Origin of the sequence: Streptomyces sp. NPDC057474 (assembly GCF_042802555.1) — a bacterium.
Lineage (GTDB): Bacteria > Actinomycetota > Actinomycetes > Streptomycetales > Streptomycetaceae > Streptomyces.
Genome location: NZ_JBHVDX010000075.1, coordinates 1 through 26,033, shown reverse-complemented (window position 1 = coordinate 26,033; position 26,033 = coordinate 1). Strand labels below are relative to the sequence as shown.

General features: G+C 70.9%; 18 protein-coding genes, 1 pseudogene and 1 riboswitch. Of the genes and pseudogenes, 10 read left to right on the top strand and 9 right to left on the bottom strand.

Annotated elements, in window-relative coordinates:
- Positions 1-54 precede the first annotated feature (54 nt).
- Positions 55-1,710, top strand: a complete 1,656-nt coding sequence (locus tag ACFU53_RS21905) for a DUF5691 domain-containing protein (RefSeq protein ID WP_383994820.1) — start codon at positions 55-57, stop codon at positions 1,708-1,710.
- Between the two features lie 164 nt (positions 1,711-1,874).
- Here ACFU53_RS21905 and ACFU53_RS21900 read toward each other — a convergent pair whose 3' ends face one another.
- Entirely contained in the window at positions 1,875-2,291 is a 417-nt protein-coding gene (locus ACFU53_RS21900; protein WP_383994817.1) for a cobalamin B12-binding domain-containing protein, read from the bottom strand.
- Between the two features lie 641 nt (positions 2,292-2,932).
- Between ACFU53_RS21900 and ACFU53_RS21895 the strand changes: the two genes are divergently transcribed.
- Together ACFU53_RS21895 and ACFU53_RS21890 are read left to right on the top strand one after the other, a co-directional pair.
- A complete protein-coding gene (locus ACFU53_RS21895) occupies positions 2,933-3,793 on the top strand; it encodes a lipase family alpha/beta hydrolase (protein WP_383994814.1) in 861 nt (286 codons plus the stop codon).
- Positions 3,794-4,193: 400 nt separating this feature from the next.
- Complete coding sequence (locus ACFU53_RS21890; protein WP_383994811.1) at positions 4,194-5,780, top strand: M23 family metallopeptidase; 1,587 nt, start codon at positions 4,194-4,196, stop codon at positions 5,778-5,780.
- A gap of 98 nt (positions 5,781-5,878) precedes the next feature.
- Here the strand turns inward: ACFU53_RS21890 and pcrA are convergent, their stop codons facing one another.
- Positions 5,879-8,389: a DNA helicase PcrA gene (pcrA, locus tag ACFU53_RS21885; RefSeq protein ID WP_383994808.1), complete on the bottom strand. Its 2,511-nt coding sequence runs from the start codon at positions 8,387-8,389 to the stop codon at positions 5,879-5,881.
- 239 nt (positions 8,390-8,628) lie between these two features.
- Positions 8,629-8,802, top strand: a riboswitch (cyclic di-AMP (ydaO/yuaA leader).
- An 8-nt stretch (positions 8,803-8,810) separates the two neighbouring features.
- Here pcrA and ACFU53_RS21880 point away from each other — a divergent pair.
- Positions 8,811-10,010, top strand: coding sequence for an NlpC/P60 family protein (locus ACFU53_RS21880; protein ID WP_383994805.1), 1,200 nt, complete (start codon positions 8,811-8,813; stop codon positions 10,008-10,010).
- A 29-nt stretch (positions 10,011-10,039) separates the two neighbouring features.
- Here the strand turns inward: ACFU53_RS21880 and ACFU53_RS21875 are convergent, their stop codons facing one another.
- The gene (locus tag ACFU53_RS21875; protein ID WP_383994803.1) at positions 10,040-10,393 is read right to left on the bottom strand and encodes a hypothetical protein; all 354 of its coding nucleotides are present in this window, start codon (positions 10,391-10,393) and stop codon (positions 10,040-10,042) included.
- 494 nt (positions 10,394-10,887) lie between these two features.
- On the opposite strand from ACFU53_RS21875, the gene ACFU53_RS21870 reads away from it, so the two are divergent.
- From ACFU53_RS21870 to ACFU53_RS21860, 3 genes are all read left to right on the top strand, one after another.
- The gene (locus tag ACFU53_RS21870; RefSeq protein WP_383994800.1) at positions 10,888-11,967 is read left to right on the top strand and encodes an NlpC/P60 family protein; all 1,080 of its coding nucleotides are present in this window, start codon (positions 10,888-10,890) and stop codon (positions 11,965-11,967) included.
- Positions 11,968-12,187: 220 nt separating this feature from the next.
- Positions 12,188-13,102 carry an L-histidine N(alpha)-methyltransferase gene (locus ACFU53_RS21865; protein WP_383994796.1) on the top strand — a complete coding sequence of 305 codons (915 nt, stop codon included), beginning with the start codon at positions 12,188-12,190 and terminating at the stop codon, positions 13,100-13,102.
- A gap of 61 nt (positions 13,103-13,163) precedes the next feature.
- Entirely contained in the window at positions 13,164-13,328 is a 165-nt protein-coding gene (locus ACFU53_RS21860; RefSeq protein ID WP_383994793.1) for a hypothetical protein, read from the top strand.
- Positions 13,329-13,454: 126 nt separating this feature from the next.
- Here ACFU53_RS21860 and ACFU53_RS21855 read toward each other — a convergent pair whose 3' ends face one another.
- Entirely contained in the window at positions 13,455-14,171 is a 717-nt protein-coding gene (locus ACFU53_RS21855; protein WP_383994847.1) for a LuxR C-terminal-related transcriptional regulator, read from the bottom strand.
- A gap of 242 nt (positions 14,172-14,413) precedes the next feature.
- Positions 14,414-15,703, bottom strand: a complete 1,290-nt coding sequence (locus ACFU53_RS21850; protein ID WP_383994791.1) for a PspC domain-containing protein — start codon at positions 15,701-15,703, stop codon at positions 14,414-14,416.
- Positions 15,704-15,870: 167 nt separating this feature from the next.
- Here ACFU53_RS21850 and ACFU53_RS21845 point away from each other — a divergent pair, with 167 nt between their 5' ends.
- Positions 15,871-17,445 (top strand): PspC domain-containing protein, encoded by a 1,575-nt coding sequence (locus ACFU53_RS21845; RefSeq protein ID WP_383994788.1) that lies wholly within the window; start codon positions 15,871-15,873, stop codon positions 17,443-17,445.
- A gap of 757 nt (positions 17,446-18,202) precedes the next feature.
- Here ACFU53_RS21845 and ACFU53_RS21840 read toward each other — a convergent pair.
- Together ACFU53_RS21840 and ACFU53_RS21835 are read right to left on the bottom strand one after the other, a co-directional pair.
- Positions 18,203-18,745, bottom strand: coding sequence for a DoxX family protein (locus tag ACFU53_RS21840; protein WP_383994785.1), 543 nt, complete (start codon positions 18,743-18,745; stop codon positions 18,203-18,205).
- Between the two features lie 566 nt (positions 18,746-19,311).
- Positions 19,312-20,592, bottom strand: coding sequence for a hypothetical protein (locus tag ACFU53_RS21835; RefSeq protein WP_383994783.1), 1,281 nt, complete (start codon positions 20,590-20,592; stop codon positions 19,312-19,314).
- Between the two features lie 326 nt (positions 20,593-20,918).
- Here ACFU53_RS21835 and ACFU53_RS21830 point away from each other — a divergent pair.
- Positions 20,919-21,808: pseudogene (locus ACFU53_RS21830) on the top strand (DUF4429 domain-containing protein).
- 80 nt (positions 21,809-21,888) lie between these two features.
- Here ACFU53_RS21830 and ACFU53_RS21825 read toward each other — a convergent pair.
- Positions 21,889-22,683, bottom strand: a complete 795-nt coding sequence (locus ACFU53_RS21825; RefSeq protein WP_383994780.1) for a class II aldolase/adducin family protein — start codon at positions 22,681-22,683, stop codon at positions 21,889-21,891.
- A 222-nt stretch (positions 22,684-22,905) separates the two neighbouring features.
- On the opposite strand from ACFU53_RS21825, the gene ACFU53_RS21820 reads away from it, so the two are divergent.
- A complete protein-coding gene (locus ACFU53_RS21820) occupies positions 22,906-23,388 on the top strand; it encodes a pyridoxamine 5'-phosphate oxidase family protein (protein ID WP_383994777.1) in 483 nt (160 codons plus the stop codon).
- An 11-nt stretch (positions 23,389-23,399) separates the two neighbouring features.
- On the opposite strand, the gene guaA is transcribed toward ACFU53_RS21820, so the two are convergent.
- On the bottom strand, positions 23,400-24,986 hold the full coding sequence (gene guaA, locus ACFU53_RS21815; RefSeq protein ID WP_383994775.1) for a glutamine-hydrolyzing GMP synthase: 1,587 nt from the start codon (positions 24,984-24,986) through the stop codon (positions 23,400-23,402).
- Between the last annotated feature and the right edge of the window lie 1,047 nt (positions 24,987-26,033).

The following is a 26,033-nucleotide window of genomic DNA, read 5'->3' as shown; positions in this document are numbered from 1 at the left end:
TCCCACCGCACCAGTTCAGCTGCAGCAGACCGTCGCCGTTCGGAGGGACCCCTCATGACCAGCACTTCAGGCACTTCATCCGCTACGACGACCACGTCGGGGCTCTCCTGGGAAGAGTTGGTCACGACCGCGTTGCTCGGGACGGATCGTCGTACGCCGGCGGGGTCGGTCCCGGGCCGGGAGGCGCCCGTGGCGTTGTTGGACGCGGCGGCAGTGGAGACCGTGCGGCGCAGGGCGGGGATACGGCCGGTGCGGGCGGCGCCGCGGCCGGAAGCGGTGGCGTCGGATCGGCGGCCGCCTCTGCCGCCCGCCGCGACGCGGCGACTGACGACCTTGCTGGCCGACCGGCCCGGCACCGGTGGCGGGCGCCGTGGCGTGGCGCCCGATCTGATGGAACTGCTGCCCCAGTGGCTGGCGTCGGCCAACGCATACGGTTATGCGGCGCCTCCGGAGGTCCTGCCCGCGCTGCTGGACGCGGCGCGCGGCCGTACGGATCTGCGTCCCGCGGTCCTGGTCTTCGCGGGCACGCGGGCGCTGTGGCTGGCCCGGCTGAACACGGACTGGCGTTTCGCGCTGCGTGCCGCGCCCGGCGGTGGCGCGGTGCTGCCCGGTCCGGACGAGCCCGAGCGGATCCAACGGCTATGGCAGGAGGGCCTGTTCGCGGAGCGCGTCGCTCTGCTCACGGCGATACGGGCCCGGGACGCCGCCTCGGCACGCGAGTTGCTGGCGTCCACGTGGTCGACGGAGCGGGCCGAGGACCGGCTCATGTTCCTCGACACGCTCCGCACGGGACTGGAGGCGGTGGACGAACCCTTCCTGGAGGCCGCGTTGGCCGACCGCAGCAGGAATGTGCGGGCCACGGCCGCGGAGTTGCTGTCCGCCCTGCCCGACTCGGCGCTCGCGGGACGGATGGCGAAGCGGGCGACCGCGTGTGTGGCCGTCGACCACACGGGCAGCACGTCAACGGCTGCCGGAACACCCGTGATCGTGGTCGAGGCCCCGCACGAGTGCGACCCCGGCATGGAGCGGGACGGTGTGCTGCCCAAGTCTCCGGCCGGGCGGGGCGAACGGTCGTGGTGGCTGGGCCAGTTGGTGGAGGCGGCGCCGCTCGGGGCGTGGTCGCGACGGTTCGGGGGGCGTACGCCGGAGGAGATCGTGGCGCTGCCGGTCGCGGACGACTGGCAGGGGGAGCTGCACGGGGCGTGGTGCCGGGCGGCGGTGCGGCAGCGGGATCCCGGGTGGTCGCGGGCGTTGCTGGGGGCGCCTTCCACGCCGGAGGCCGGGGGGCCGGGGGCCGTGTCGCTGGCCGAGCGGGCGAAGCTGCTGGCGACGTTGGAGGGCGGGGAGCGGGCCGAGTGGGTGGCGGGGTTCATCGCCACGCACGGGTTGTCGGAGGCGTTTCAGCTGCTCGGGGTATGTGCGGCGCCGTGGGCTCCGCCGTTGGGGCGGGCCGTGGTGGACGCGCTCAATATCGCGCGGGACGCGGGGAGTTATCCATGGAGTTTCAGTGGGGTGATGGGGCTGGCCGAGCGGTGTCTGGACCCTGCGGAGGCGGTGCGGCTGGAGCCACTCACGGCGACGCCGGAAGATGCGGAGGACGCGGCGCCGGGTGCCGGTGGCTACTGGGCCGAGGCGTTTCAGCGGCTGGCGACGACGTTGCGGTTGCGGGCGACGATGCGGGCCGAGCTGGAACCGCCGGAAGCCGCCTGAGAGCTCGGGGGCGTGGGTTCGTGGGGGCGGTTACGGGTGGTGTGTGGTTGCTCGCGCAGTTCCCCGCGCTAAGAAAGAAGGGGCTGCGCCCCGTGCTTTTGTCTTTGGGGTGCGGGGAACTGCGCGACAAGCCCCCCGCACCCGCAGCCGAGGAACCCGGCGGCCTACGCCCCCGCCGGCTGTCGTACGTTCGCCCGCACCCAGTCCACGATCGACGCCATCGTCGCCCCCGGCGTGAAGATCTCGGCGACTCCCTTGTCCTTCAGAGGCGCGATGTCCGCTTCGGGGATGATGCCGCCGCCGAAGACGAGGATGTCCTCGGCGTCGCGCTCCTTGAGGAGTTCGATGACGGCGGCGAAGAGGGTGTTGTGGGCGCCGGACAGGATGGAGAGGCCGATCGCGTCGGCGTCCTCCTGGATCGCGGTGTCGACGATCTGCTCGGGGGTCTGATGGAGGCCGGTGTAGATGACCTCCATACCGGCGTCGCGCAGCGCCCGCGCGATCACCTTGGCCCCGCGATCGTGGCCGTCGAGTCCCGGCTTGGCCACCACCACGCGGATCGGACCGGCTGCCACACCCATCACTGCCTCCATGAAACGACTACACCAACCCGTAACAGAACACGGCCACACATGTCACGTGAACCACGCAAACCGAACACATCGCGGTTTCGGGCCCATAGAACACCTACCCACAACGCGCTCCCGGGAAGTGAACGCACGTTATCTTCAGCATCCCGCAACCGGCAGTTTCGCGGTGGAGAGCGAGGGGGAAATCACACGGTGGGACACGTTCGCCGCGCACTGCTCCCGGTTTCCGCGGCTCACGCGTCGCGGGGACCGAGGTGATCACGGAGGTGATCGCGGCATCCGGACCGTTTCCGGGCCGCAAGCCACAGGGCCCTCGTGGCGTGCGCGCCACGGGGAAGCGTGCGCAAAGAGAGTCGTCGGAAAGGTGACGCACCGACCCAACCGCCCGCGGGAGGCCGCGGTGACGGGGCGGATCGGCACCGCAGACGGCGGAGGGCAGGGCAGCGGGGAGTCAGGAGAGCCGGACCCCTCGTCGAGTGATCGGCGCCTCACGCGTCGTACACGCACCGCACGTCGCGCACGCACCGCGTCACGTCGCATCGCACCAGCCGTCCGCCATACGCACCCGCGGCTTTCCACTAGGGCATACGGGGGACAGAGGCGTCCACCCGTCTGCCGACGGGAGGTCGGGCATGAAGGTCACCAGGGCGCTCGCGCCCCTTCTTCCGCTCTACGAGCGATTTCTGCCCACCAGGCCGGCAGGCCTGTCCGTGACCCTCCTCAAGGCGACCGCCCTGGAGTTGGCGGTCCTCGCCGGGCATCTGCTGCTCTATCCGTCCGGGATGACGCAGGAGCGCCGGATCACACCCACGCTCCCTCCGCCCGACGCCCCCCGGCTCCCCACCGAGGAGAAGCCCCCGGTCGTCCTGCTGCACGGCTTCATCGACAACCGCTCGGTCTTCGTCCTGCTGCGCCGCTCCCTCGCGCAGCACGGCGGCCGGCACATCGAGTCGCTCAACTACTCGCCTCTCACCTGTGACATCCGCACCGCCGCCGAGTTGCTCGGTCGGCACATCGAGGACATCTGCGAGCGCACGGGCCAGGATCAGGTGGACGTCGTCGGGCACAGCCTCGGCGGACTGATAGCGCGGTACTACGTGCAGCGGCTCGGAGGTGACCACCGCGTCCGTACGCTCGTCACGCTCGGCACCCCACACGGCGGCACCCGGGTCGCGCCTCTGGCGGACGCGCACCCGATCGTCCGTCAGATGCGGCCGGGCTCGCAGGTGCTGGAGGAGTTGCGGGAGCCGGCTCCGGGCTGCCGCACCCACTTCGTGGCGTTCTGGAGCGACCTCGACCACGTGATGGATCCTCTGGAGACGGCCTGTGTCGACCACGCGGACCTGATGGCGCAGAACATCCGGGTCACCGGCATCGGCCACCTCGCCCTGCCTGTACACCCCGCCGTCGCCACCGGAATACGGCAGGCCCTCGACACCTCGCGGACGGGAGCCCGCACCACCGCCCGCCCCAGCGACCTGACCGTGGCGTGAGCCCGCAACCGCCGACGACCGCACAGTGACGCTCGACACAGGCCGGCGAAACAGGGGCATATAGCAATAAACGCGGCGCACACCCACGCGCCCCCTCCGCGCGCCCGATTCGCGACACCCTCCCCGACGGCGACAACGCGCCCCACCCTGGGTACACCGGCACCCGGCGAAACGCCTCACCCCCGTCGGCGCGGGCGTCCCACAGCCCCCACGCAGCGATCCACTATCGAACAAACTTCGAACGCAAAGCCAAAGTCATGCCCGCAGACCGCCGAAAGACGCTCGAATGCCCGTTTCCTGCGCGCGCGAAACCCGTTGAAGATTGTCGCGCCCGCATACCGCCGGGTACAGTCACCGCACTGCTCTGCCAGCCCCTGTCGTCGAGGCGAAAGAGAAGTTGGTGAACGATCGTCACCCGTCGGGGACCGCAACACCCCCGGCTCCGGCTCCGGAAGCCGACCCGGCGCACTACGCGTCGTACGGCCACCAGGAAGCCACCTACGGCGACTTCACCACGTACGGCGATTACTCCGCCACTGGTTTCGACTCCGGCACCGGCGCCCACGCGACCGCCACCGGTACCTTCGCGACCGACCCCCTCTTCGGCGACCTGCCGGGCAATGACACCGGCTCCGGCTCCTACGACGCCTCGCAGTGGTCGACGGGCAGCCACCAGACGCTGAACTACGACCCGTACGCCGCGCACCACCAGGCCGCGTACGACACGGGCAGTTACGAAACGACGTCCTGGTCGGCCGGTTACGAAAACCTCTCCCAGGTCCCGACGCAGTCGACGGGCCCCGATGCGAGCGGGCAGTGGGACGCGAACGGCTGGATGCAGGCCGAACAGTCCGACGAGGCGGACCAGTTGGGGCAGGCCGACCAGACCCAGCAGTGGGTCGGCACCCAGCACTTCGACACGGGCGCGTTCGACGCCACCCAGTGGAACAGCGACGGCACTCCGGTCGGCGACGAGCACGGCGACTCCGCCTCCGAGTCGTACGACGCACACGAGCACCCGCAGACCGTAGTGGTGGATCTCTCCGCCGAGGCCGTGGACTTCGCGCAGCAGGCGACCGCCACCTTCGAGCAGATCGCCCCGTACGACCAGGACCAACACCTCCCCGCGGACGGCGAGTTCGAGGCCGACGGCGCGGACCGCGCCTCGCTCCTCGACGGCGAGGAGGAGGTCACCCCGGCGGCCACCAGGAGCGCGAGTCCCGGCCGGGCGGCCACCCGCGCGGCCTCGCGATCGCGTCGGAAGGCTCCGGCCAAACGTTCCGCCCTGCTGACCGTGGCCGTTCCGTCGGCCTGCGTCATGGGTGTCGCGGGGATCGCGGCGGCCTCGGTCGGCGCCACGTCGGACGACACGGAGACGACGGCTTCCGTCAAGTCGGACGACGCCACCGCCGTGAAGCCGTCCACCGCCAACAACCAGCTCGACACCCAGCTGGCGAGCCTCTCCGCCGAGGCCGACGACTTCGCCGACCGGGCCAGCCGGACGCAGGAGCGCATCGACCTCAAGGCCCAGCAGGAGCTGGAGCAGAAGAAGGCGGCGGCCGACGCGGCCCGCAAGGAGCGACTGCGGCCGAAGTTTGCACTGCCGGTCGCCCGGCACGGACTCAGCGCCTACTACGGACAGTCCGGCGTCAACTGGATGTCCCTGCACACCGGCATAGACTTCCCCGTCTCGTACGGCACCCCGGTGATGGCCGCGACCGACGGCACCGTGCGCACCCAGTGGAACAGCGCCTACGGCAACATGGTCATCGTGACCGCCAAGGACGGCACCGAGACCTGGTACTGCCACCTCTCCACGTACAAGGTCGCCTCCGGTACGACCGTCAAGGCCGGCGACGCCATCGCCTACTCCGGCAACTCGGGCAACTCGACCGGCCCGCACCTGCACTTCGAGGTCCACCCGGCGGGCGGCTCCGCCATAGACCCCCTGCCGTGGCTGCGCAGCCACGGGCTGGACCCGACGTAACAGACCCCGTGACGGACAGCGAAACGAAGACCGGGCCCCTGCTCAGCAGGGGCCCGAGTCATTTCATCGCGGCCGTGACGCTCGCCGCGTAGAGCTCGCTACAGCTTCTCCACCGGCGCGTACCGCAGCAGCAGCCGCTTCGGCTTGGTGTCGCCGAAGTCGATCGTCGCCTCCGCGTTCGCGCCCGTGCCGTTGACGCCGACGACCGTGCCGAGGCCGAACTGGTCGTGGGTGACACGGTCGCCCACGGCGAGCGAGACCACCGGCTTCTCGTCGGTGCGGCGGGTCGCGAAGCCGGACCCGCCGGAGGCCGAGGAACGGGAGCGGGACGAGGACAGTGAGGACGCGATCCCGGCGGCCGGGCCCGAGGACACCGGGGCGGAGGCGCCCGTGCGCTTCCACTCCAGATGGGTGGCCGGGATCTCCTCCAGGAAGCGGGACGGCGGATTGTACGAGGGCTGGCCCCAGGCGCTGCGGAGCGTGGACCGGGTGAGGTAGAGCCGTTCACGCGCGCGGGTGATGCCGACGTACGCAAGACGACGCTCCTCCTCCAGCTCCTTGGTCTGACCGAGGGCGCGCATGTGCGGGAAGACGCCGTCCTCCATGCCGGTCAGGAAGACGACCGGGAACTCCAGGCCCTTCGCGGTGTGGAGGGTCATGAGCGTGATGACGCCTGAGCCGTCCTCCTCCTCGTCCGGGATCTGGTCGGAGTCGGCGACCAGTGCCACCCGCTCCAGGAAGGCGGGGAGCCCGGCGGGCGTCGCAGCCGCCGCCTCGCCCTCACCCTCTGCGGCCCCGGACTCCTGCTCGAACTCCAGGGCGACGGCGGCGAGTTCCTGGAGGTTCTCGATGCGGGTCTCGTCCTGCGGGTCGGTGGAGGCCTGCAACTCGGCCAGATAGCCGGTGCGTTCGAGGACCGCCTCCAGGATGGTCGCGGGTCCGGCGCCGGACTCGACGATGGTCCGCAGGTCCTCCATCAGCGTGGTGAACCGCTTGACGGCGTTCGTCGACCGAGCCGCCATGCCGTACGCCTCGTCGACACGCTTCAGCGCCTGCGGGAAGCTGATCTTCTCGCGCTGCGAGAGGGCGTCGATCATCGCCTCCGCGCGGTCACCGATGCCGCGCTTGGGCACGTTGAGGATACGGCGCAGCGGGACCGAATCCTCCGGGTTGGCCAGGACGCGCAGATATGCGAGGACGTCCCGGACTTCTTTGCGCTCGTAGAAACGGACGCCACCGACGACCTTGTAGGGCAGGCCGACGCGGATGAAGACCTCTTCGAAGACACGGGACTGGGCGTTCGTACGGTAGAAGACGGCGACGTCTCCGGCCTTCGCGTCGCCCGCGTCCGTCAGTCGGTCTATCTCGTCGGCGACGAACTGGGCCTCGTCGTGCTCGGTGTCGGCGACATAGCCGGTGATCTGCGCACCCGCGCCCGCGTTGGTCCACAGGTTCTTGGGGCGGCGGGACTCGTTGCGCTCGATGACCGCGTTGGCCGCGCTCAGGATGGTCTGGGTGGAGCGGTAGTTCTGCTCCAGCAGGATCGTCGTCGCGTCCGGGTAGTCCTCCTCGAACTGGAGGATGTTGCGGATGGTCGCGCCGCGGAAGGCGTAGATCGACTGGTCGGCGTCACCCACGACGCAGAGCTCGGCGGGGGGTACGTCCCACTCGGTGGGCGGAACGTCGACCGAGTGCTCGGAGGTGCCGACCAACTCTCTGACCAGGGCGTACTGGGCGTGGTTGGTGTCCTGGTACTCGTCGACGAGGACGTGGCGGAAGCGGCGGCGGTAGTGCTCGGCGACGTCCGGGAAGGCGCGCAGCAGATTGACCGTCGTCATGATCAGGTCGTCGAAGTCGAGCGCGTTCGCCTCGCGGAGACGGGACTGGTACATCGCGTAGGCCTGGGCGAGGGTCTTCTCGAAGCCGTCGGCGGCCTGGGCGGCGAAGTCCTCCTCGTCGATCAGCTCGTTCTTGAGGTTCGAGATCTTGGCGCTGAAGGACTTGGGCGGGAAACGCTTCGGATCGAGGTCCAGATCACGGCAGACGAGCGCCATCAGCCGCTTGCTGTCGGCGGCGTCGTAGATCGAGAAGGAGGACGTGAAGCCGAGCTTCTTCGACTCGCGCCGGAGGATCCGTACGCACGCGCTGTGGAAGGTCATGACCCACATCGCTTTGGCGCGCGGTCCGACGAGTTGCTCGACGCGCTCCTTCATCTCGCCCGCGGCCTTGTTGGTGAAGGTGATCGCGAGGATCTGGCCCGGGTGGACATTCCGCTCGCCGAGCAGGTGTGCGATGCGGTGGGTGAGCACACGGGTCTTGCCGGAGCCGGCGCCGGCCACGATGAGCAGGGGCGAGCCCGCGTGGACCACGGCCGCGCGCTGGTTCTCGTTCAGCCCGTCCAGGAGCGCCGCCGCGTCGAGGGCGGGGCGGGGGGCGCCGTCGCGGTAGTACGCGTCCCGGTCCGGTGGCACGTCGAACTTCCCGCCGAACAGATCGTCCGGAAGCGGCTCCGGTACGTGATCGTCCTCGGGTGGCGGCGGGGGTTCCTCCGCGCGGCCGCGCGGGGCCTGGAGGTCCGCCAGGAAGCTGTCGTCAAAGAGGCTGCTCATCGCTCTCCGAGTCTAGGCGCCCCCACTGACAGCGGGAGGCCACCCCGGGAAGTCCACCTTCACCACTCACCGCGATCACCCCACAACGATGAGCGATCGAGAATACCGCCTGCCGTGCCGAAGAGGCTAAGGTCACGAAAACGTATCGGGCATATCGACCATCAACCTTCACACGGGCCACACGAGTTGGCTAGCGTTTCGCTAGGCCGTACGACCCAACCGGCGAACGTCGCCGGGCCGCACGGCCTCCGCCGAGTCCGGTACGCCTCCCGTGGCAGCCGGAGCCGGGGACCCACCGACCTCTGGGGTGAATCGACCCGACCGCCGCAGGCGGCAAGGGTCGTAGGGCAAACCTTCCGAAGCTTGCGCCCGAACCCGACAGCTAACTCGGTAGGCGGACTACGGAAGGAGACGCCGAACCATGGCGCCGCACCGCAAGCCGCGTCCTGCCGGAACGCGCGTGGGCATACGCACCCCTGCTCTCGCCACGGCCGCCCTCACCTCCGTGGCCCTGCTCTCCCAGACGGCCACAGCCGCCCCGTCGACCGACGACAAGCCGAGCCTGGAGGAAGTCGAGAAGAAGGTCGACGACCTCTACCGCCAGGCCGGTTCGGCGACCGAGAGCTACAACGCGGCCAAGGAGAAAACGACCAAGCAGAAGAAGAAGGTCGACACCCTCCTCGACGACGTCGCCAAGCGTACGGAGAAGCTCAACGGGGCGCGGGAGGAACTGGGTTCGTTCGCCGCGGCCCAGTACCGCACGGGCGCGGCCGCCCCCAACCAGGCCTCGCTGCTCCTGGCGGACAACCCACAGGACTACTTCGACCAGAACCAGCTGATGGACCGGTTGACGGGCCGTCAGAAGGACACCGTCGACGCGTACGTCACCCAGCAGGCCGAGGCGACGGAGCAGCGCCAGGAGGCGAGCGACAGCCTCGAACAGCTCACCGAGTCACAGAACGCCCTCAAGACCAGCAAGGCCAAGGTCCAGGCGAAGCTCGCCGAGGCCCGCGAACTGCTCTCCACCCTCACCGCCGAGGAGAAGGCCCGGCTCGCCGCGATCGAACAGCGCGAGCAGGAGGAGGCCGACCGCAAGGCGGAGGAGCTCGCGCGACAGCAGGCGGCGCAGACGACGACCCAGGAGACCCAAGGAGCCCAGAGCACCCAGAGCACCCAGGGAACCCAGGGAACCCGGGAGGAGACCTCCACCGGCTCGGAGACGTCCACCGAGACCGCCGCTCCGGCCGAGGACTCCACCTACGCCTCGAAGGCCGCCAAGGCCCTGACCTTCGCCCGCGCACAGATCGGCAAGCCGTACGTCTGGGGCGCCACCGGCCCCGGCTCCTACGACTGCTCCGGCCTCACCCAGGCCGCCTGGAAGGCCGCCGGCGTCGACCTCCCCCGCATCACCTACGACCAGGCCACCGCCGGCACCACCGTCTCCCTCGCCAACGCCAGACCCGGTGACCTCGTCTTCTTCTACGACAACATCGGCCATGTCGGCCTCTACATCGGCAACGGCATGATGATCCACGCCCCGAAGCCGGGCGCGTACGTCCGCGAGGAGTCGGTGTTCTACGACGGGGAGTCGTCGATCCACAGCGTGGTGCGGCCGGCGTAACGGCACGGTTCGCGGAGGGGCGCGAGCCCTCAGGTCCAGAGCACCGCGATGAAGATGTTCGCGGTGGTCAGCGCGCCCACCAGGCCGAACAGCGGCTTCTCCACCGCCTCCTCGTCCCGTTTCACGTAGACCAGCCCAAGGATCACGATCAGCAGTGCCAGCTTGACGCCGATCTTGATGTTGTTGACGGGCTGGTCGTCGGCCTGGTTGAGGCCGACGAGGAGCACGCCCGTGACGAGCATGGTGAGGGCGCCGTGAAGCATGGCGGGGACGAAGCGGGCGGTGCCCTGGCCCATGGCCTTCATCTGGGTGAGGAAGCCGCCCAGGAGGGAGGCGATGCCGATGATGTGGAGGGCGACGAGGATGTGGATGAGTACGTCCATGCGCGGAGCCTAATGAGAGACCCGTACTCCGACGGGACCGGGGCGGGCACAGCAAGTTCACCGGGGGCACTGAGGGTGGCGCTTCGGGACGTCCGACGCTGTGATGATCTTGCGTATATGCGCCGCATAGCACCGCCGCACCCCCGACCGGTCCGAAATGGCCGCATCGGTCATCGCACAGCGTGAAGTCGGCGGCGCCAGGGCGGGATCACGGTCACATACGGTCACCTCATGGTCGGTGCACGCCACTTCCGTACAACGCGTTACCGTGCCGTCACAGCCAGGTTTAGCGTCCTCCCTCAGGTGACCGGCTCCCCACCGCCGCCCGGGCCAGGGGCGGCAGTCGGACACCACCGCCGAGAAGGTCCGGCGGCGTCCCGCTCCCCCTGTGCGGGCCGCCGCCGGACGCGTAACCGCTCCCCCCAGGCGGTCCGTACGGACAGACGATGTTCGTACTGCGGACGGCGGTCGTACGGAGAGGACGTGGACTCCACATGGCAGCGCACCGCAAGCCCAGACAGCGCTCACTCGGCGGCCATACGGTCCGCACGGCCGCGACGTTCGCCCTCGCGGGCGCGGCGACCGCGACCGGTTTCGACGGCACCGGGCACGCCGATCCACAGCTCACGCCTGACCAGGTCAAGGCGAAGGTGGACAAGCTGTACCAAGAGGCTGAGGTCGCCACCGAGAAGTACAACGGCGCGAAGGAGAAGGCCGACAAGGCGCAGGAGAACCTCGAAGAGCTGCGCGACCAGGCCGCCCGCCGCACCGAGCGGCTCAACTCGGCACGGGACAAGCTCGGTTCGCTGGCCGCGGCGCAGTACCGGGGTGGGGGCATGGACCCCTCCTGGCAGCTCGCGCTCTCCGCCGACCCGGACCAGTACCTGGACGGCGCCGCCCTCGCCGAGCGCGTCGGCAGCCGCCACTCGGCCGACGTGGCGAGCGTACGGAAGCAGTTGCTGGAGATCGAACGGCTGCGCGGGGCCGCCCGCGTCGAACTGGGTACGCTCAAGACCCGGCAGACGGAGCTGAAGCGGCACAAGAAGACCGTCACCTCCAAGCTGAGCGACGCGCGACAGCTGCTCGGCCGGCTCACCACCGAGGACAGCACGCGGTTGGACACCCCGGGCGGCACCGCGGGTCACACCTCGCGCTCCTCCGCCTCGTCCCGGCGCGGCCTCACCGGCCCGGTCTCCCCCGCCTCCGCCACCACCGACGCCCCCAACTCCCGCGCCGCTGCGGCCATCTCCTACGCCTACTCCAAGCTCGGCAGCCCCTACGTCTGGGGCGCTACCGGCCCCAACGCCTTCGACTGCTCCGGCCTCACCCTGGCGGCCTACCGCGCCGCCGGCGTCTCCCTCCCCCGCACCACCTACTCCCAGATCAACGCCGGCCGCCGCGTCGCCCGCTCCGAACTCCGCCCCGGCGACCTCGTCTTCTACTACTCCGGCATCAGCCACGTGGGCATCTACATCGGCAACGGCCAGATGATCCACGCCCCGAACCCGTCGGCCCCGGTACGCGTGGCACCTCTCGACGAGATGCCGTACGCGGGGGCCACGCGGGTGGCCTGAGCCGGGCGGCGCGGGCCGGGCGGCGCGGGCCGGGCGGCGCGGGCCGGGCGGCGCGGGCCGGGCGGCTTTTAGCCGGGCGGCTTTTAGCCGGGCGGCTTGAGCTGGCAGGATCGGGCCGCCTCCCTTGAGCTGGGCGGCTCGGGCCGGTCGGATTGGTCCCCTTACGCCACTCCCCATTGGCCCTGTTCGCAGCCCCCCTCCCGAACGAGGCTCACTCCTCATGAAGACCACTGCGTCCACATCCGCACCCCACCCCCTGCCCATATCCGGCTCCCTCGACGACATCGACATCGACAACTACGTCCACGGCTACTCCACCCACGAGTCCCGCCGCCTCGCCGACCAGGCCGACGCCCTCTCCGACCGCCTCCACCACGACACGACGTACCCGGCGGGCGCCAAGGTCCTGGAGGTCGGTTGCGGGGTCGGCGCCCAGACGGTCCACCTGGTCGTGGCGAGCCCCGAGGCGCGGTTCACGGCGGTGGACGTGTCGGCTGCCTCGTTGGCGCTGGCTCGTGCGCGGGTGACGGCTCAGGTGCCGGAGGCCCAGGTGACATGGCTCCAGACAGACCTCTTCGAACCCCCGTTCCCTGACGCCGAGTTCGACCACGTCTTCGTCTGCTTCGTCCTGGAACACCTCGCCTCCCCGCACCGGGCCCTCGCCGCCCTGCGCCGCGTCCTACGGCCGGGCGGCACCCTGACCGTGATCGAGGGCGACCACGGTTCGGCGTTCTTCCACCCCGACAGCCCGTACGCCCGTGCCGCCGTCGACTGTCTGGTCCAGCTCCAGTCCACAGGGGGCGGCAACGCCCTGGTAGGCCGCCAACTCCACCCCCTCCTCACAGCCTCGGGCTACGACCACATCACCGTCCACCCCCGCACGGTCTACACCGACCGCTCCCGCCCCGCCCTGGTGAAGGCCTTCACCCTCGACACCTTCACCGCCATGATCGAGTCCGTGCGCGAGGACGCCCTGGCCGCCGACCTGACGACACCCGTCGGACTGGGCCCGAGGCGTCGCCGACCTGCGCCGCACCGCTACGGACGCCACCGGCACGTTCCACTACACGTTCTTCAAGGCGGTGGCCCGACGACCGGCCGCCGAGTTCAGCCGGACCGACCTGGCCACCTGTGATGACCGACCTGGTCCGCCCTAGCCGAAATACGCCCCCGCCGCCGAGTTGATGCGGGACACCATGGCCAAGGCGACCGAGGTCGCCATGGTCTTTCCCCCGCTCCGCACCCGCCTGGACGCCTCCGCCGCCACCGAGCACAACGCCGCCCCAGACCGGACCTGCGAACTGGGCCTCAAGGCCCTCCTCGACGGCCTGGCGGCGAATCACACGGCTTCGGCGAGCTGACGCACCGGTGGCGAGCGGGGAGCGCCAACCCGCCCGCCCGTCGCCCTCAGGTCATCCCTCGGCCGGCATCAGCGGTGACCCGACGGCCGTACCAGCGACACATCGGCAGCCGTGGTGCCCCCTCGCTCAGACCAAGCGTCGTGCCGTCGCCCACCTCGTCAGCTCATGGCGGTTGGAAAGCTGCAACTTCCGCAACACGGCGGAGACATGGGACTCCACCGTCTTCACGGAGATGTAGAGCTGCTTGGCGATCTCCTTGTACGCATAGCCGCGGGCGATGAGGCGCAGCACCTCGCGCTCTCGCTGGGTGAGCCGGTCGAGGTCCTCGTCGACGGGCGGGGCGTCGGTGGAGGCGAAGGCGTCGAGGACGAAGCCGGCCAGGCGCGGGGAGAAGACCGCGTCGCCTTCCTGGACCCGGAAGATGGAGTCGACCAGGTCGGAGCCAGTGATCGTCTTGGTGACATAGCCTCGCGCACCGCCCCGGATCACGCCGATCACGTCCTCCGCCGCGTCCGACACGGACAGCGCGAGGAATCGCACGGGCTGCTCGGCGTCCGCCATCAACGCCGAACAGCGGCGCAGGACTTCGACCCCACCGCCGCCGGGCAGATGCACGTCCAGGAGCACCACCTCTGGCCGCGTACTCGTGATCACCGAGACCGCCTGGTCGACGTCGGGCGCCTCCCCGACGACCTCCACGCCCGTACGGTCCGTCTGGCCGATCTCGGCCTGCACTCCCGTACGGAACATGCGGTGGTCGTCCACCAGCACGACCCGGACGTGCCGCCCGGTCCCGGAGACACCCGCCCCGCTCGCGGCCCCGGAGGCAGCCGCCGCGGAGATTCCGGTCCCGGAGGAATCCTCGGTCCCGACGGACTTCCCGGCGGCAGCGGACTCCCCGCGCGCGGCGGTCACACCGGCATCGCCGGGCGCGGCGGTTTTTTCGGGCTCATCGGGCCGGCCGGACTCGCGGGGCACGCTCTCGGCAGGACCCGTGCCCCGCGCGGCCGGACTTCCCTGGTCCCCGTCCGGGCCAGTGCCCGAACCGCCCTGTGCGGCAAGGTCGTTCGCCCCGTTCGCGTCACTCATGACGTCGTCTCCGCCCTCTCCATCTCCAACTCGACCTCCGTGCCGCCGTCCGGTACGGCGCGGAGCCGTGCCGTGCCTCCGTTGCGCTCCATGCGGCCGATGATCGATTCTCTGACGCCCATGCGGTCGGCGGGTATCGCGTCGAGGTCGAAGCCTGGGCCGCGGTCACGGACGGACACGAAGACCGTCCTTCCCTCGACCTCGGCGAAGACCTGCACGGCGCCGCCCTCGCCACCGTACTTGGCGGCGTTCACCATCGCCTCGCGCGCGGCCTGCATCTGCGCGGTCAGTCCTTCGTCGAGGGGGCAGTCGCCGACGACGACCACCTCCATGGGGACGCCGTGCTTGTCCTCGACCTCCGCCGCGTTCCGCCGCACGGCCTCAGCGAGGGTGTCGGGCTCGTCGTCCTCGTCCTTTCCTGTGCCCTCGGGTTTGTACAGCCAGTTCCGCAGGTCTCGCTCCTGGGCGCGGGCGAGGCGGCGGACCTCGTTCGGGCTGTCCGCGTTGCGCTGTATCAGCGTCAGCGTGTGCAGCACCGAGTCGTGGACGTGAGCGGCGACTTCCGCGCGCTCCTGGGCGCGGATGCGCATCAGGCGTTCCTCGGAGAGGTCCTGGGTCATACGGACGAGGTACGGGCCGGCCAGCAGCGTTATGCCCACGAGGACCGCGAGCGCGGCCTGCAGCACCGAGCCGAGGTGGGCGGCCGAGCCCTGCAGGACGAATATCCCGGAGACGCCCGCGGTGACCAGCAGGACGCCGGCCACGGAGCGGAGCAGCGTGATCGTGCGCCGACGACGGCCGACCTCGGCCCAGCGGGCCCGCCGCGCGTTGTCCGCCTGGCGCCAGACCAGGGCGACACCCGCCGCGACGAGCACGGTCGGCCAGAGATACGCCCTCGCCGCTTCGCCGAGGTCCACATTGCCGACGAAGACCATGGCCACGACGACCATGAGGAGGAGGGCGACTATCTGGCCGCGGTCGGGTTTGCGGGCCACGAGCCTGCGGCGGCCGTCGGGGGAGGTCTCGGTGGCGATGGCCGGGGGCCGCTGGTTGTCGACGCCGCCCACTCCGAGCGGGACGAAGAACCAGAACGCCGCGTAGAGCAGGGCACCGAGACCATCCGCCAGGAAGAGACCGGCGAACACGAGCCGCAGCCAGGTCACAGGCAGGCCGAGATGTCCGGCGAGCCCTCGCGCGACGCCTCCGAGCCAGCGTCCGTCGCTGCTGCGGTAGAGCTTGCGCGGGGGCCGCGGAGTGTCGACTGGCAGTGCTGCGGCTTCCGGCATGCCATCGATGTTCACACGCACGGCGGATCGAGGCATCAGGGTCGACCCCCGAGACGCCCCTGATCTTCGGCCCCGCCGTGATCGAACACATCCCCCGGACCGATATCAGGGTTCGACCAGGGTCATCCCGACTGCCATCGGACCGGCTCGGCGGTCACGATGGACGCATGACGGATCACCAGCACGCGGCAGCGGATCCGGGCCCCGGCTCGAGTCCGGACGCCCTGCGGCCCACCAAGCCGCAGGAGGCCGTGCCCGCTCCGGGCACGGGGGCAGAGGAGCCGCGCGCGCACGGGGGCGCGGGCGCACACCCGCATGCGGACTCGGCGGCTCGGGCGGGCGCGGGCACACCCGCGGATCGATCGGCCGCCACCGACCCGCCAGGAGCTGAGGGCCGCCCCTCCCCGGGCGCGGCAGACCCGTCCGCCCCCGGCGCGACGGGGCAACCCACCCCCGACGATCCGGTCGGCGGTCCTGCCGCTCCGCACAAGTTCCGCCGTGACCGGCGGTACAAGATGCTGGGTGGTGTCTGTGCCGGGCTCGGGCGGCAGTGCGACATGGATCCGGTGATCTTCCGGGTGGTGCTCGCGGTGCTGTCCGCGACCGGCGGCTTCGGCCTCATCTTCTACGGTTTCGCCTGGCTGTTCGTGCCGTACGACGACGAGGAGGAGAACGAGGTACGCAAGCTGTTCACCGGCCGGGTCGACGGCCAGGCCCTCACAGCCGTGCTCTTCGCGCTGGTCGGCTGCGGCGTCTTCCTCACCATGCTGAGCAACACCACCGTCCTGACGTTCTCCGTGGTCGTCTCCCTGCTCCTGGCCGGCGCGGGGTACTGGTCGCAGCAGCGGGGCGCACCCGACCCCGATCCGCTCGCCGCGCAAGCCGTGGCCGACGCCCCGCCGGAGGCCCAGGCGCCGCCCGTGGCCACCGCGTACCCCTCCTGGTGGCGCGACCCGATAGTCAAGGACGGAACACATGTGGGCGGCACGGGCTATCTGTGGGGGCCGTGGGGGACCCGGGACCGGGACATAGCGGCTGCCGTCAACATCGCCCGAGGCGTGCCGCCCTCCCGCCAGGACATACGCGCCGTGCCCCCGCCGAAGCCGCGCGGTCCGCGCTGGACAGGCGGCTGGATCTTCCTGCTCGCACTGCTCGCCGGCGGCATCGGCACCGGCGCGACCTGGGAGGACCGCGCGCTGGCCGTCAGCCTGCAGACCGGCCTCGCCTGCGCGCTGACCGTGTTCGGCCTGGGCATAGCCCTGAGCGCCTTCCTCGGCCGTACGGGAGCGGGGTCGATCTTCCTGGCCCTGGTCACGGCGGGACTCCTGGCCTGCACCGCGGCGCTCCCGGCGAACATCACCACCGACTGGGTCCGTACGGCGTGGACACCGCGGAACGCGGAGAGCATGGCGGCCCGGTACGAGCTGGGGACCGGCGTGGGCACGCTGGACCTGTCCAAGGTGGATGTGCCGAAGGGAGAGACGCTGGCCACGAGCGTGGAGGTGGGCGCGGGCAAGGTGAAGGTGGTGGTTCCACCGGACGTCACGGTGCGGCTCGACGTCGAAGTGGGCCTCGGCGACATCCAGTTGCCGGGTGACGACAAGGAGGACGTGGACGTGGCACCGGACAAGAGCGATCGGCTGACGCTGTCCCCCGAAAAGGGCTCGGACAGGGGAGGCACGCTCACCATCGACCTCGAAGTCGGCTTGGGACAGGCGGAGGTGGCGCGTGCTACGTCATGAGTTCAGGCCGGGGAAGCTCGTCGCCGGCCTCATCATCAGCGCCGCCGGTGTCGTGTATCTCGGCGATGCGGGAGATGCCTGGGAGACACCATGGTTCGTCGTGATACCGCTCGTCGTCGGGGGGCTGTGTCTGGCGGGGGCGGTGGGTTTGCTGAATCACGCGATACGGGGACGCCGGACGTCTGGGCGGACGGGGCCAGCGGGGCCGGCGGGGGAGACCGGGTCGACGGGTGCGGTGGGGGCGACAGGTGCCGAGGGGGCGGCAGGACCGACAGGCTCAGCGGGATGACCGGGAGCGGCAGAGCAACGGGATGAGTGGGAGCGGCAGAGCAAGCAGGACGGGCGGGAGCGGCCAGGCGGGGGCGGATGCGCAGGATCGGCCGGGCCGGGCCGGGTAGTAGGGCGGCGTAGGTAAGGCAGGCAGGGCGGCGCCCTGGGCGAGCCGGGGTCCGGCCCGGGTGGGTGGGGGTGGCCTGCTAGGACGCAGTAAGTGCGGGTGGTTGTCGGAGTCTGCCGCTGACCGGCCGGCTCTGCTGCGCAGGCTGAGGCGAGCCTTGGGGGCGGTCACGGCCGGGGTCACCGGCGCTGCCGGGGCTGACCTCGATCTGGAGCGTGACCCGGAGCGGCGGGGCGCCAGGGGGCGGCCCGGACGCACGGCCCAGGCGTGCTCAGCCGGGATCGTTGGTCGCCGTGACCGAGCCGTCGTGGCTGCGCTGTGATGAATGGGGGTGGTGAGCTGTGGTCGGGCGCGTGGCACTCAGCGGTAGGCGCCCGCACGGTGCCTGCTGCCGCCGAGGCGGCGGGAGCGGATGGCGGCGTCCACGGAGAGGACCGGGGCGCCGGCGAGGATCAGGGGGATCCAGGCCATGAAGTAGGGGAGGTCGTTGCCGTAGTAGTACGGGGATGCCGACCAGCTGACTGTCAGCCAGAGGCTGAGGGAGATCAGGGCACCGCCGAAGGCGGCTAGGCGGGTGAGGAGGCCGAGGAGGGCGCCGATGCCGACGGCGAGTTCGCCGATGGCGATGGCGTAGCCGAAGCCGACGGGGTTGTTCAGGGCCATGTCGATCACGGCTGGGATGGCGGAGGAGTCTCTGGCGGCGCTCATCATGTCGCCGATGGAGCCGGACCCGGAGTCCGCCATGAACGCGCTGTCGGTGAGTTTGTCCAGGCCGGCGTAGATGAAGGTGACGGCGAGGAAGACGCGTAGGGGCAGCAGGGCGTAGCGGGTGGCTGTGTCCCGCCAGTCGGGGCCGCCGTCTGGGTAGGGGGTGTGGGAGTCCGTGCGAATGTCGTGAGTCATGGTCTGCGCCGCCTCTTGTCCGCCGTGCCGTTGACCCCTCAACAGACGATACGTTCGGAAGGGTGGGGGTGCTCAAGGGTTCGGGCGCGTTTTTCCGGGTCGGGGTGCCTTGTCGGGGGGCGGGCTGTGGCCTCGGGCGCCTTTTTCTCGCCCTCGCCGCCCTTACCCGTCCCATCCCCAGGGGCTGTGCCCCTTCGACCCCGCCCCGCCCCGCGCGCACGCTCCCACCGCACCCTCACGGGGCTCCGCCCCGAACCCCGCCAGGGGCACTGAGCCCCCTGGACCCCGCCAGATTTATCGGCCCCTGCCGAATTGTGTGACCCCGCCAGACCCATAGGGGCTTCGCCAAAGCCGCCCGAACTCAGGCTCAGGCCGCCCGAACTCAGCGCGCCCAAGCCCAGACCGTCCGGCTCAGTTCAGGCTCAGCCCGCTCGGGCTCGGATCGGACGGGCTCGGATCGGACGGGCTCAGGCCTTCCGAGCGCAGTCCGCCGCCCGGACCCGGGCCTCCCGAACTCAGGCGTCGGGCGAGCTGAGGGGCCGAGACCACCGTCGCATGGCGGTTGCTCAGTCCGCTGAGACCTCGATCGTGTAGCGGTTGGTTTCGACGCCGGCTGCTGTGACGACCTGGACGTCGACCTTGCCGGGTTCGACGTCGGCGGGGACGGGGGCCGTGAGGACGGCGTCGGTGGGGTTGCTGAAGCCGCCGGCGACGGGGACCAGGGGGACGTGGACGTGGACGGGGCCGATGCGGACGACCATGCGGGAGAGGTGGTCGGCGGTCTGGGCGCCGGGTGGGACGAAGCCGGCGCCGCGGATCTCGATGTCGTCGCCGTTGCGGATGGGAGCGTCAAGGTCGCCGGCCTCGCGTGCGCGGATGACGGAGAGGATGACGGGGCGGCCGCCCTCGGCGTACTTGCCGGCCACATAGGTGGCAGCGGAGACCAGGACGAGGAGGGCCAGGCCCCAGGGGAGGTCGGGGAGTTGGTCGGGGCGTCGGGCCAGGCGGACCGCCGCGAAGGCGAGGGCGACTGCGCAGATGATCACGTACTGGATGTCCGTGAAGCTGCCTCGGCCCGAGTCGTCGGTGAGGAGGTCGGCGGCGCGAGGGCGGTGGGCGCGGACCTTCTGGAGGCGCTGGGCGAGGACTCGGAGGCCGACGACACGGCGGACCAGGACCGCGATACCGCAGACGACGGCGAGGACGGTCACGATGCCGGCGCCGCGGGCCAGGTCGAGGCCGGCGATGAGGGCGTCGCGTTCGCGGTGGTCGGAGGCGGCGGCCAGGCGGCCGACGAGGACGAGGATCGCGAAGACGACGAAGAGCACCCAACCGGCCGCGATCGCACGGGAGGTGGAGAGACGGTTGTCCTCGCCGATGACCGGGGCGAGGACGCCGCCGCGTGCCCGGTGCAGATATCCGGCGCCGGTCAGCACCGCGCCCACCAGCAGGGCGGCGAGCAGACCGGCGGTGCGGGCGACCGTCCAGCCCGCGCCGATCGCGGTGAGGGACTGGACGAGGAGGAGGGTCACGACGGCGACCCAGACGACGATCGCCGTGCGCAGCCACAGACGGGCGAGCCAGGCCCCGCCCTCGACGCGACCGCGCTCGGCGACGAGGGCCGCGGACTGGGTGAGTTCGTCGGAGACCCACTGCCGGGAGGCGGACGCGGAGTGCGCGACGGCCGCCGGCAGCCCCTGCCCGGACGCGAACTCCTCCCGCTTCAGCAGGAACTCGGCGACCGCGCGCCGGTGTCCCGCGCGCGCCCCGTGTGGGCAGTCCCCGCACGTGCACCCGCCTTCATGGGCGCCCGCGCCCATGCCCCCTCTCGCCTCCTGCACCGCCATGCCCGAGCCCGCCTTCCCGCGCCGCGTCCGCGTCCGCGTCCCTCGGCATTCGCCGCCATCGACATTGCCGTCATCGACATTGCCGTCATCGCAATCGCCGGCGTCGGCGCCGTCATCGGCACCTTCATGGACGCCTTCATCGTCGTCGCGGGACGTCGTACGTACGTCCGCTCACTGCCACAGCCGTGCGGCCGTACAAGTGCCCTGCGATGAGAGCGAATTGTGCCGTACGGAACACGGCCCGCGTCCGGCAGGTCCACTCCGCGCAAGAGAAGGGCGGGGTGAAGTCCCGGTGCCCGTGTTGACCCGGCTGCGAGAATCCTCCTATGGCCGAGATCATCCAGCGGGACGGGACCTGGGCCTTCGACGGCAGCACGGTCCGGATCACGCCGGGCCTGCACCGTTCCGTGGCGCTGTTCCGGCAGACGTACGGGGAGGTAGCCGTGCCCCTGGAGGCGGTGTCCGGTGTCGTCTACGAGCCCGAACGCAAGCGCGGGCGGCTCCGGTTGCGGCTCCGTGAGGCCAGTGATCCGCTGCTCCAGGCCACCGGAGGGCGGCTGCCGGACGCGGCCGACCCGTACCGGCTGACGGTCGATCTCGACCGTTCGGGGGTCGCCGAGTACGTGGCCGAGGAGATACGGCAGTCGATGCTGCTGGAGCAGACGCCGAAGGAGCCCGCCAAAACCTATCTCCTGCCCGGGCCGCCCGTGCCGGTGTCCGTGCGGTCCAGCGACGGCACGGTCTCCTTCGACGGTACGCAGGTACGGATCGACTGGAACGACACGTCCGACCGGGTCAAGCGCGCGACCGGCCCGCGGATCTCGACGTCGGCGAACTGGTGCAGGTCGAGTGGCTGCCCAACTCCGGTTACGAGGACGGGTTCCTGCGGTTCGTGACGCGTGAGACCGTCTTCTCCAAGCTGCCGCCGGAGCGGGACCCCTTCGCCCTCGACCTGTGGGGCAGCACCCGCCGCGACCTGCTCACGGCCCTCGTCGCCACGGCGGTCACGGCACGGCTTCCCCATCCGTCGACTCGGGCGACCGACCATGTGGACCGGTCCCGGCCGGCCGAGACCGCCACCGCCCCGCCGTCGGCCGCCGACCACCACGACGTCCTCCTCCGCCGCCTCCGTGAGCTGGGCGAACTCCACCGCGACGGCGTCCTCACGGACGAGGAGTTCGCGACGACCAAGGCGGCGGTACTCCGCGGCTTCTGAGCGACATCAGCGCCCCGATGGGGCGCGGGGAACGCGCGACCAGCCACGACCAGCCCGCAGCCGAAGAACGGGCGCGGAGGTCAGCTCAAAAGGTCCGGCTCGCTCCTGCTGATGTCCTGCCACAGCGGCTGATAGTTGATCCACGCCACCAGATCGCCGCCCGCCTGCTCCCGCGTCGCCACAGCCAGCCGGTGTTCGATCAACAGCGGGCGCCCCGCCGCCTTCGCGGTGAGCTGCACCTGGGCCGAGCGTTCCATCGACAGGAACCACCAGGCCGCCGCGTCGACCGAGTCGCCGACCGTCAGCAGACCATGGTTGCGCAGCACGAGCGCCTTGCGGCTGCCGAGCACGCCGGCGATGCGGCGGCCCTCGTCCGCGTCCACCGCGACGCCCGTGTAGTGGTCGTAGAGCGCTTGGTCCTCGTAGAACGCGCAGGACTCCTGGGTGATCGGGTCGAGCAGGTCGCCGAGCGCGGCCAGTGCGCGGCCGTGCACGGAGTGACAGTGGGCGACCGCGACGACGTCGGGGCGGGTGGCGTGCACCTGGGCGTGGACGGTGAAGGCCGCCTGGTTCACGTGGTAGCGGCCCTCGATCACCTGCCCGTCCTGGTTGGTGAGGACCAGGTCACTCACCGTGACGTGCTTGAACGGCATCCCGAACGGATTGACCCAGAAACAGTCGCTGAACTCCGGGTCGCGCGCGGTGATGTGCCCCGAGACGCCCTCCTCGAACCCCAGTCGCCCGAAGATCCGCAGGGCCCCGGCCAGCCGTTCCTTGCGGTGCCGCCGCTCGTCCTCCACCGACTCGTGCATCGGCGGCATGGCGAACCGGAGCCGGTCGGTGGGTAGGGGCAGGGGCGGTGTGGGCCCGTGCATGTGTCCTCCAGAATGACTTCCTTTACGAAGCGGAAGTTACCGTCGGTCCCCCGCGCAGAACAGGTCCGTCCCGTGAAGAGAGTGCGCAACCGTTACGCAAGTCACAGAAGCGCGTCAGGTGGCGCACCGCTCGCTCGGGTCGATCCGTTGTCGAACCGTTCGTCGTACGTCGCTCGGGGTAACCGGACAGTGGTTGTCGGGTATCCGCGCGAGACTCGACGTATGCCGGAGAATCTTTCGAACTGGGGCGCGTTCGTCGCCGCCGAACCCGAGCTCGCACAGACTGTCGAGGCGCGCTTCGGGGCCTTCACCCATCACATCCTCGCCACCCTCCGCCGGGACGGCTCCCCGCGTACGACCGGGCTGGAGGTCCGGTTCGTGAACGGGGAGCTGTGGCTGGGGATGATGCCGGACTCGCTCAAGGCGCTCGATCTGCGCCGCGACCCCCGCTTCGCGCTGCAGGCCAACCCCGGCCCCGGCACGGAGATGGGCGGTGGTGACGTGCGGGTGAGCGGGCGGGCGGTCGAGGTCGACGATCCCGCGGTCAAGGCGGCCTACGGCGAAGAGGTGGAACCGCCTGAGCCGTTCCACCTCTTCCGCACCGAGCTGACGGAGGTCGTACGGACCCACGTCGAGGACGACAAGTATCTGGTCGTCCAGGTCTGGAAGCCCGGAGAACCGGTGCGCACCCTCAAGCGGACCTGAGCCTCAAGGGCTCACTCCCACTCGATCGTCCCCGGGGGCTTGCTGGTCACGTCGAGGACCACGCGGTTGACGTCCGCGACCTCGTTGGTGATGCGGGTCGAGATCTTCGCGAGGACCTCGTACGGCAGTCGCGACCAGTCGGCGGTCATGGCGTCCTCGGAGGACACCGGGCGCAGGACGATGGGGTGGCCGTAGGTGCGGCCGTCGCCCTGGACGCCGACGCTGCGGACGTCCGCGAGGAGGACCACCGGGCATTGCCAGATGTCGCGGTCGAGGCCGGCGGCCGTCAGCTCCTCGCGGGCGATGGCGTCGGCCTCGCGGAGCAGGTCGAGCCGGTCCTTGGTGACCTCGCCGACGATACGGATGCCGAGGCCGGGGCCGGGGAACGGCTGGCGCTGGACGATCTCCTCCGGAAGCCCCAGCTCCTGGCCGACCATCCGGACCTCGTCCTTGAAGAGCTGGCGGAGCGGCTCGATCAGCTTGAACTCGAGGTCTTCCGGCAGGCCGCCCACGTTGTGGTGGGACTTGATGTTGGCCGTGCCGGTGCCGCCGCCGGACTCGACGACGTCCGGGTAGAGCGTGCCCTGGACGAGGAAGGCCACCTCGGGGCCCTCGTCGGCGATGATCTCCGCCTGGGCCTGCTCGAAAACGCGGATGAACTCGCGGCCGATGATCTTCCGCTTCTGCTCGGGGTCGGAAACCCCGGCGAGCGCCTTCAGGAACCGCTCCTCCGCGTCGACGACCTTCAGCTGTACGCCGGTCGCGGCGACGAAGTCCTTCTCGACCTGCTCGGTCTCGTTCTTGCGCATCAGACCGTGGTCGACGTACACGCAGGTCAGCTGGGAGCCGATGGCCTTCTGCACGAGGGCCGCGGCGACCGCGGAGTCCACGCCGCCGGAGAGGCCGCAGATCGCGCGCTTGTCGCCGACCAGCTCGCGGATGGCCTCGACCTGCTCCTCGATGACGTTGCCGGTGGTCCAGCTCGGGGTGATGCCCGCGCCCCGGTAGAGGAAGTGCTCCAGGACCTGCTGGCCGTGCGTGGAGTGCATGACCTCCGGGTGGTACTGGACGCCGTACAGCTTCTTCTCGTCGTTCTCGAAGGCGGCAACCGGTACGACGTCGGTGGAGGCCGTGACCGTGAAGCCCTCGGGGGCGGCGGAGCAGGCGTCGCCGTGGGACATCCAGACCGACTGCTCGTCGGGGGTGCCCTCGAAGAGGGTGGAGCCAGACCCTACGCGCGTGACGTGGAGGGGCGTACGGCCGTACTCGCGCGCGCCCGTGTTGTCGACCGTGCCGCCGAGGGTCGTGGCCATCAGCTGGAAGCCGTAGCACATGCCGAAGACGGGGACGCCGGCCTCGAAGAGCGCGCGGTCCAGGCGAGGGGCGCCCTCGGCGTACACCGAGGAGGGGCCGCCGGAGAGGATGATCGCCGCCGGGTTCTTGGCGAGCATCTCCGCGACCGGCATGGTGCTCGGCACGATCTCGCTGTAGACCCGGGCCTCGCGGACCCGTCGGGCGATGAGCTGGGCGTACTGGGCGCCGAAGTCGACGACCAGGACGGTGTCGGGGACGGCGGCAGCGGGGTTCGCTGATGACACGGGGTGCCTTCCGGCGGTTGGGCGGGGGGCTGTGTTGCCGAGTCTACCGGGGTGCGCGCTCGTGAGGCGGGCCACTGGGGACTCCGCCCCCGCACCCCCGACCGCCGCCCACCTACCACCCGGCTCGCTGGGAGGAGAAGGCACCGGACTCGGCTGCAGGAGCCCGTGCGGAAAGTCACCGCAGCCGGAGGAGACGGCACGGAAGGCCCTTGGGCCGGAAGGAGCGATACGGCAAGGCATCGCGGGCCGAAGGGCGGCGCAGCAGGGCGCCGCGGACGGCATGGGCAGGGGCAGCACGGGCAGGGGCGGCACGGCAAGCGGCGCGCAGGCGGAGGCACCGCACGGCAAGCGGCGCAGGCAGAAGAACGGCACGGGCAGGGGCGACACGGGCAGGGGCGGCACGGACAGGGACGGCACAGCAAGCGGCGCGCAGGCGGAGGAACCACACGACGAGCGCCGCAGGCAGGGGCGGCACGGACAGGGGCGGCACAGCGAGCGGCTCGCAGGCGAGGAACCACACGACGAGCGCCGCAGGCAGACGAACGGCACGGACAGGGGCAGCACCGGCAGGGACGGCACAGCAAGCGGCGCGCAGGCGGAGGAACCACACGGCAAGCGCCGCAGGCAGAAGAACCGCACGGGCAGGGGCAGCACCGGCAGGGACGGCACAGCAAGCGGCGCGCAGGCGGAGGAACCACACGACGAGCGCCGCAGGCAGGGGCGGCACGGACAGGGGCAGCACAGCGAGCGGCTCGCAGGCGGAGGAACCACACGGCAAGCGGCGCGGGCAGAAGAACGGCACGGCAAGCGGCGCGGCAGGCGGAGGCACCGCACGGCAAGCGCCGCAGGCGGCAGGGGAAAGGCATCGCAGTCGGGGGAGCCGGCTCGGAACGGGGCTGTGGTGCGGCGTGGCATACTGGGCCGCATGCTTACGCACTCGACCTTCGTCTTTACCTATGGCGCCCGGCCCACCGGCTGCCATGGTCGTGTTGCTTGAGCTACTGACTAGCGACTTCCCCAGGCGCCCCGGGCCGACAAGGTCCGGGG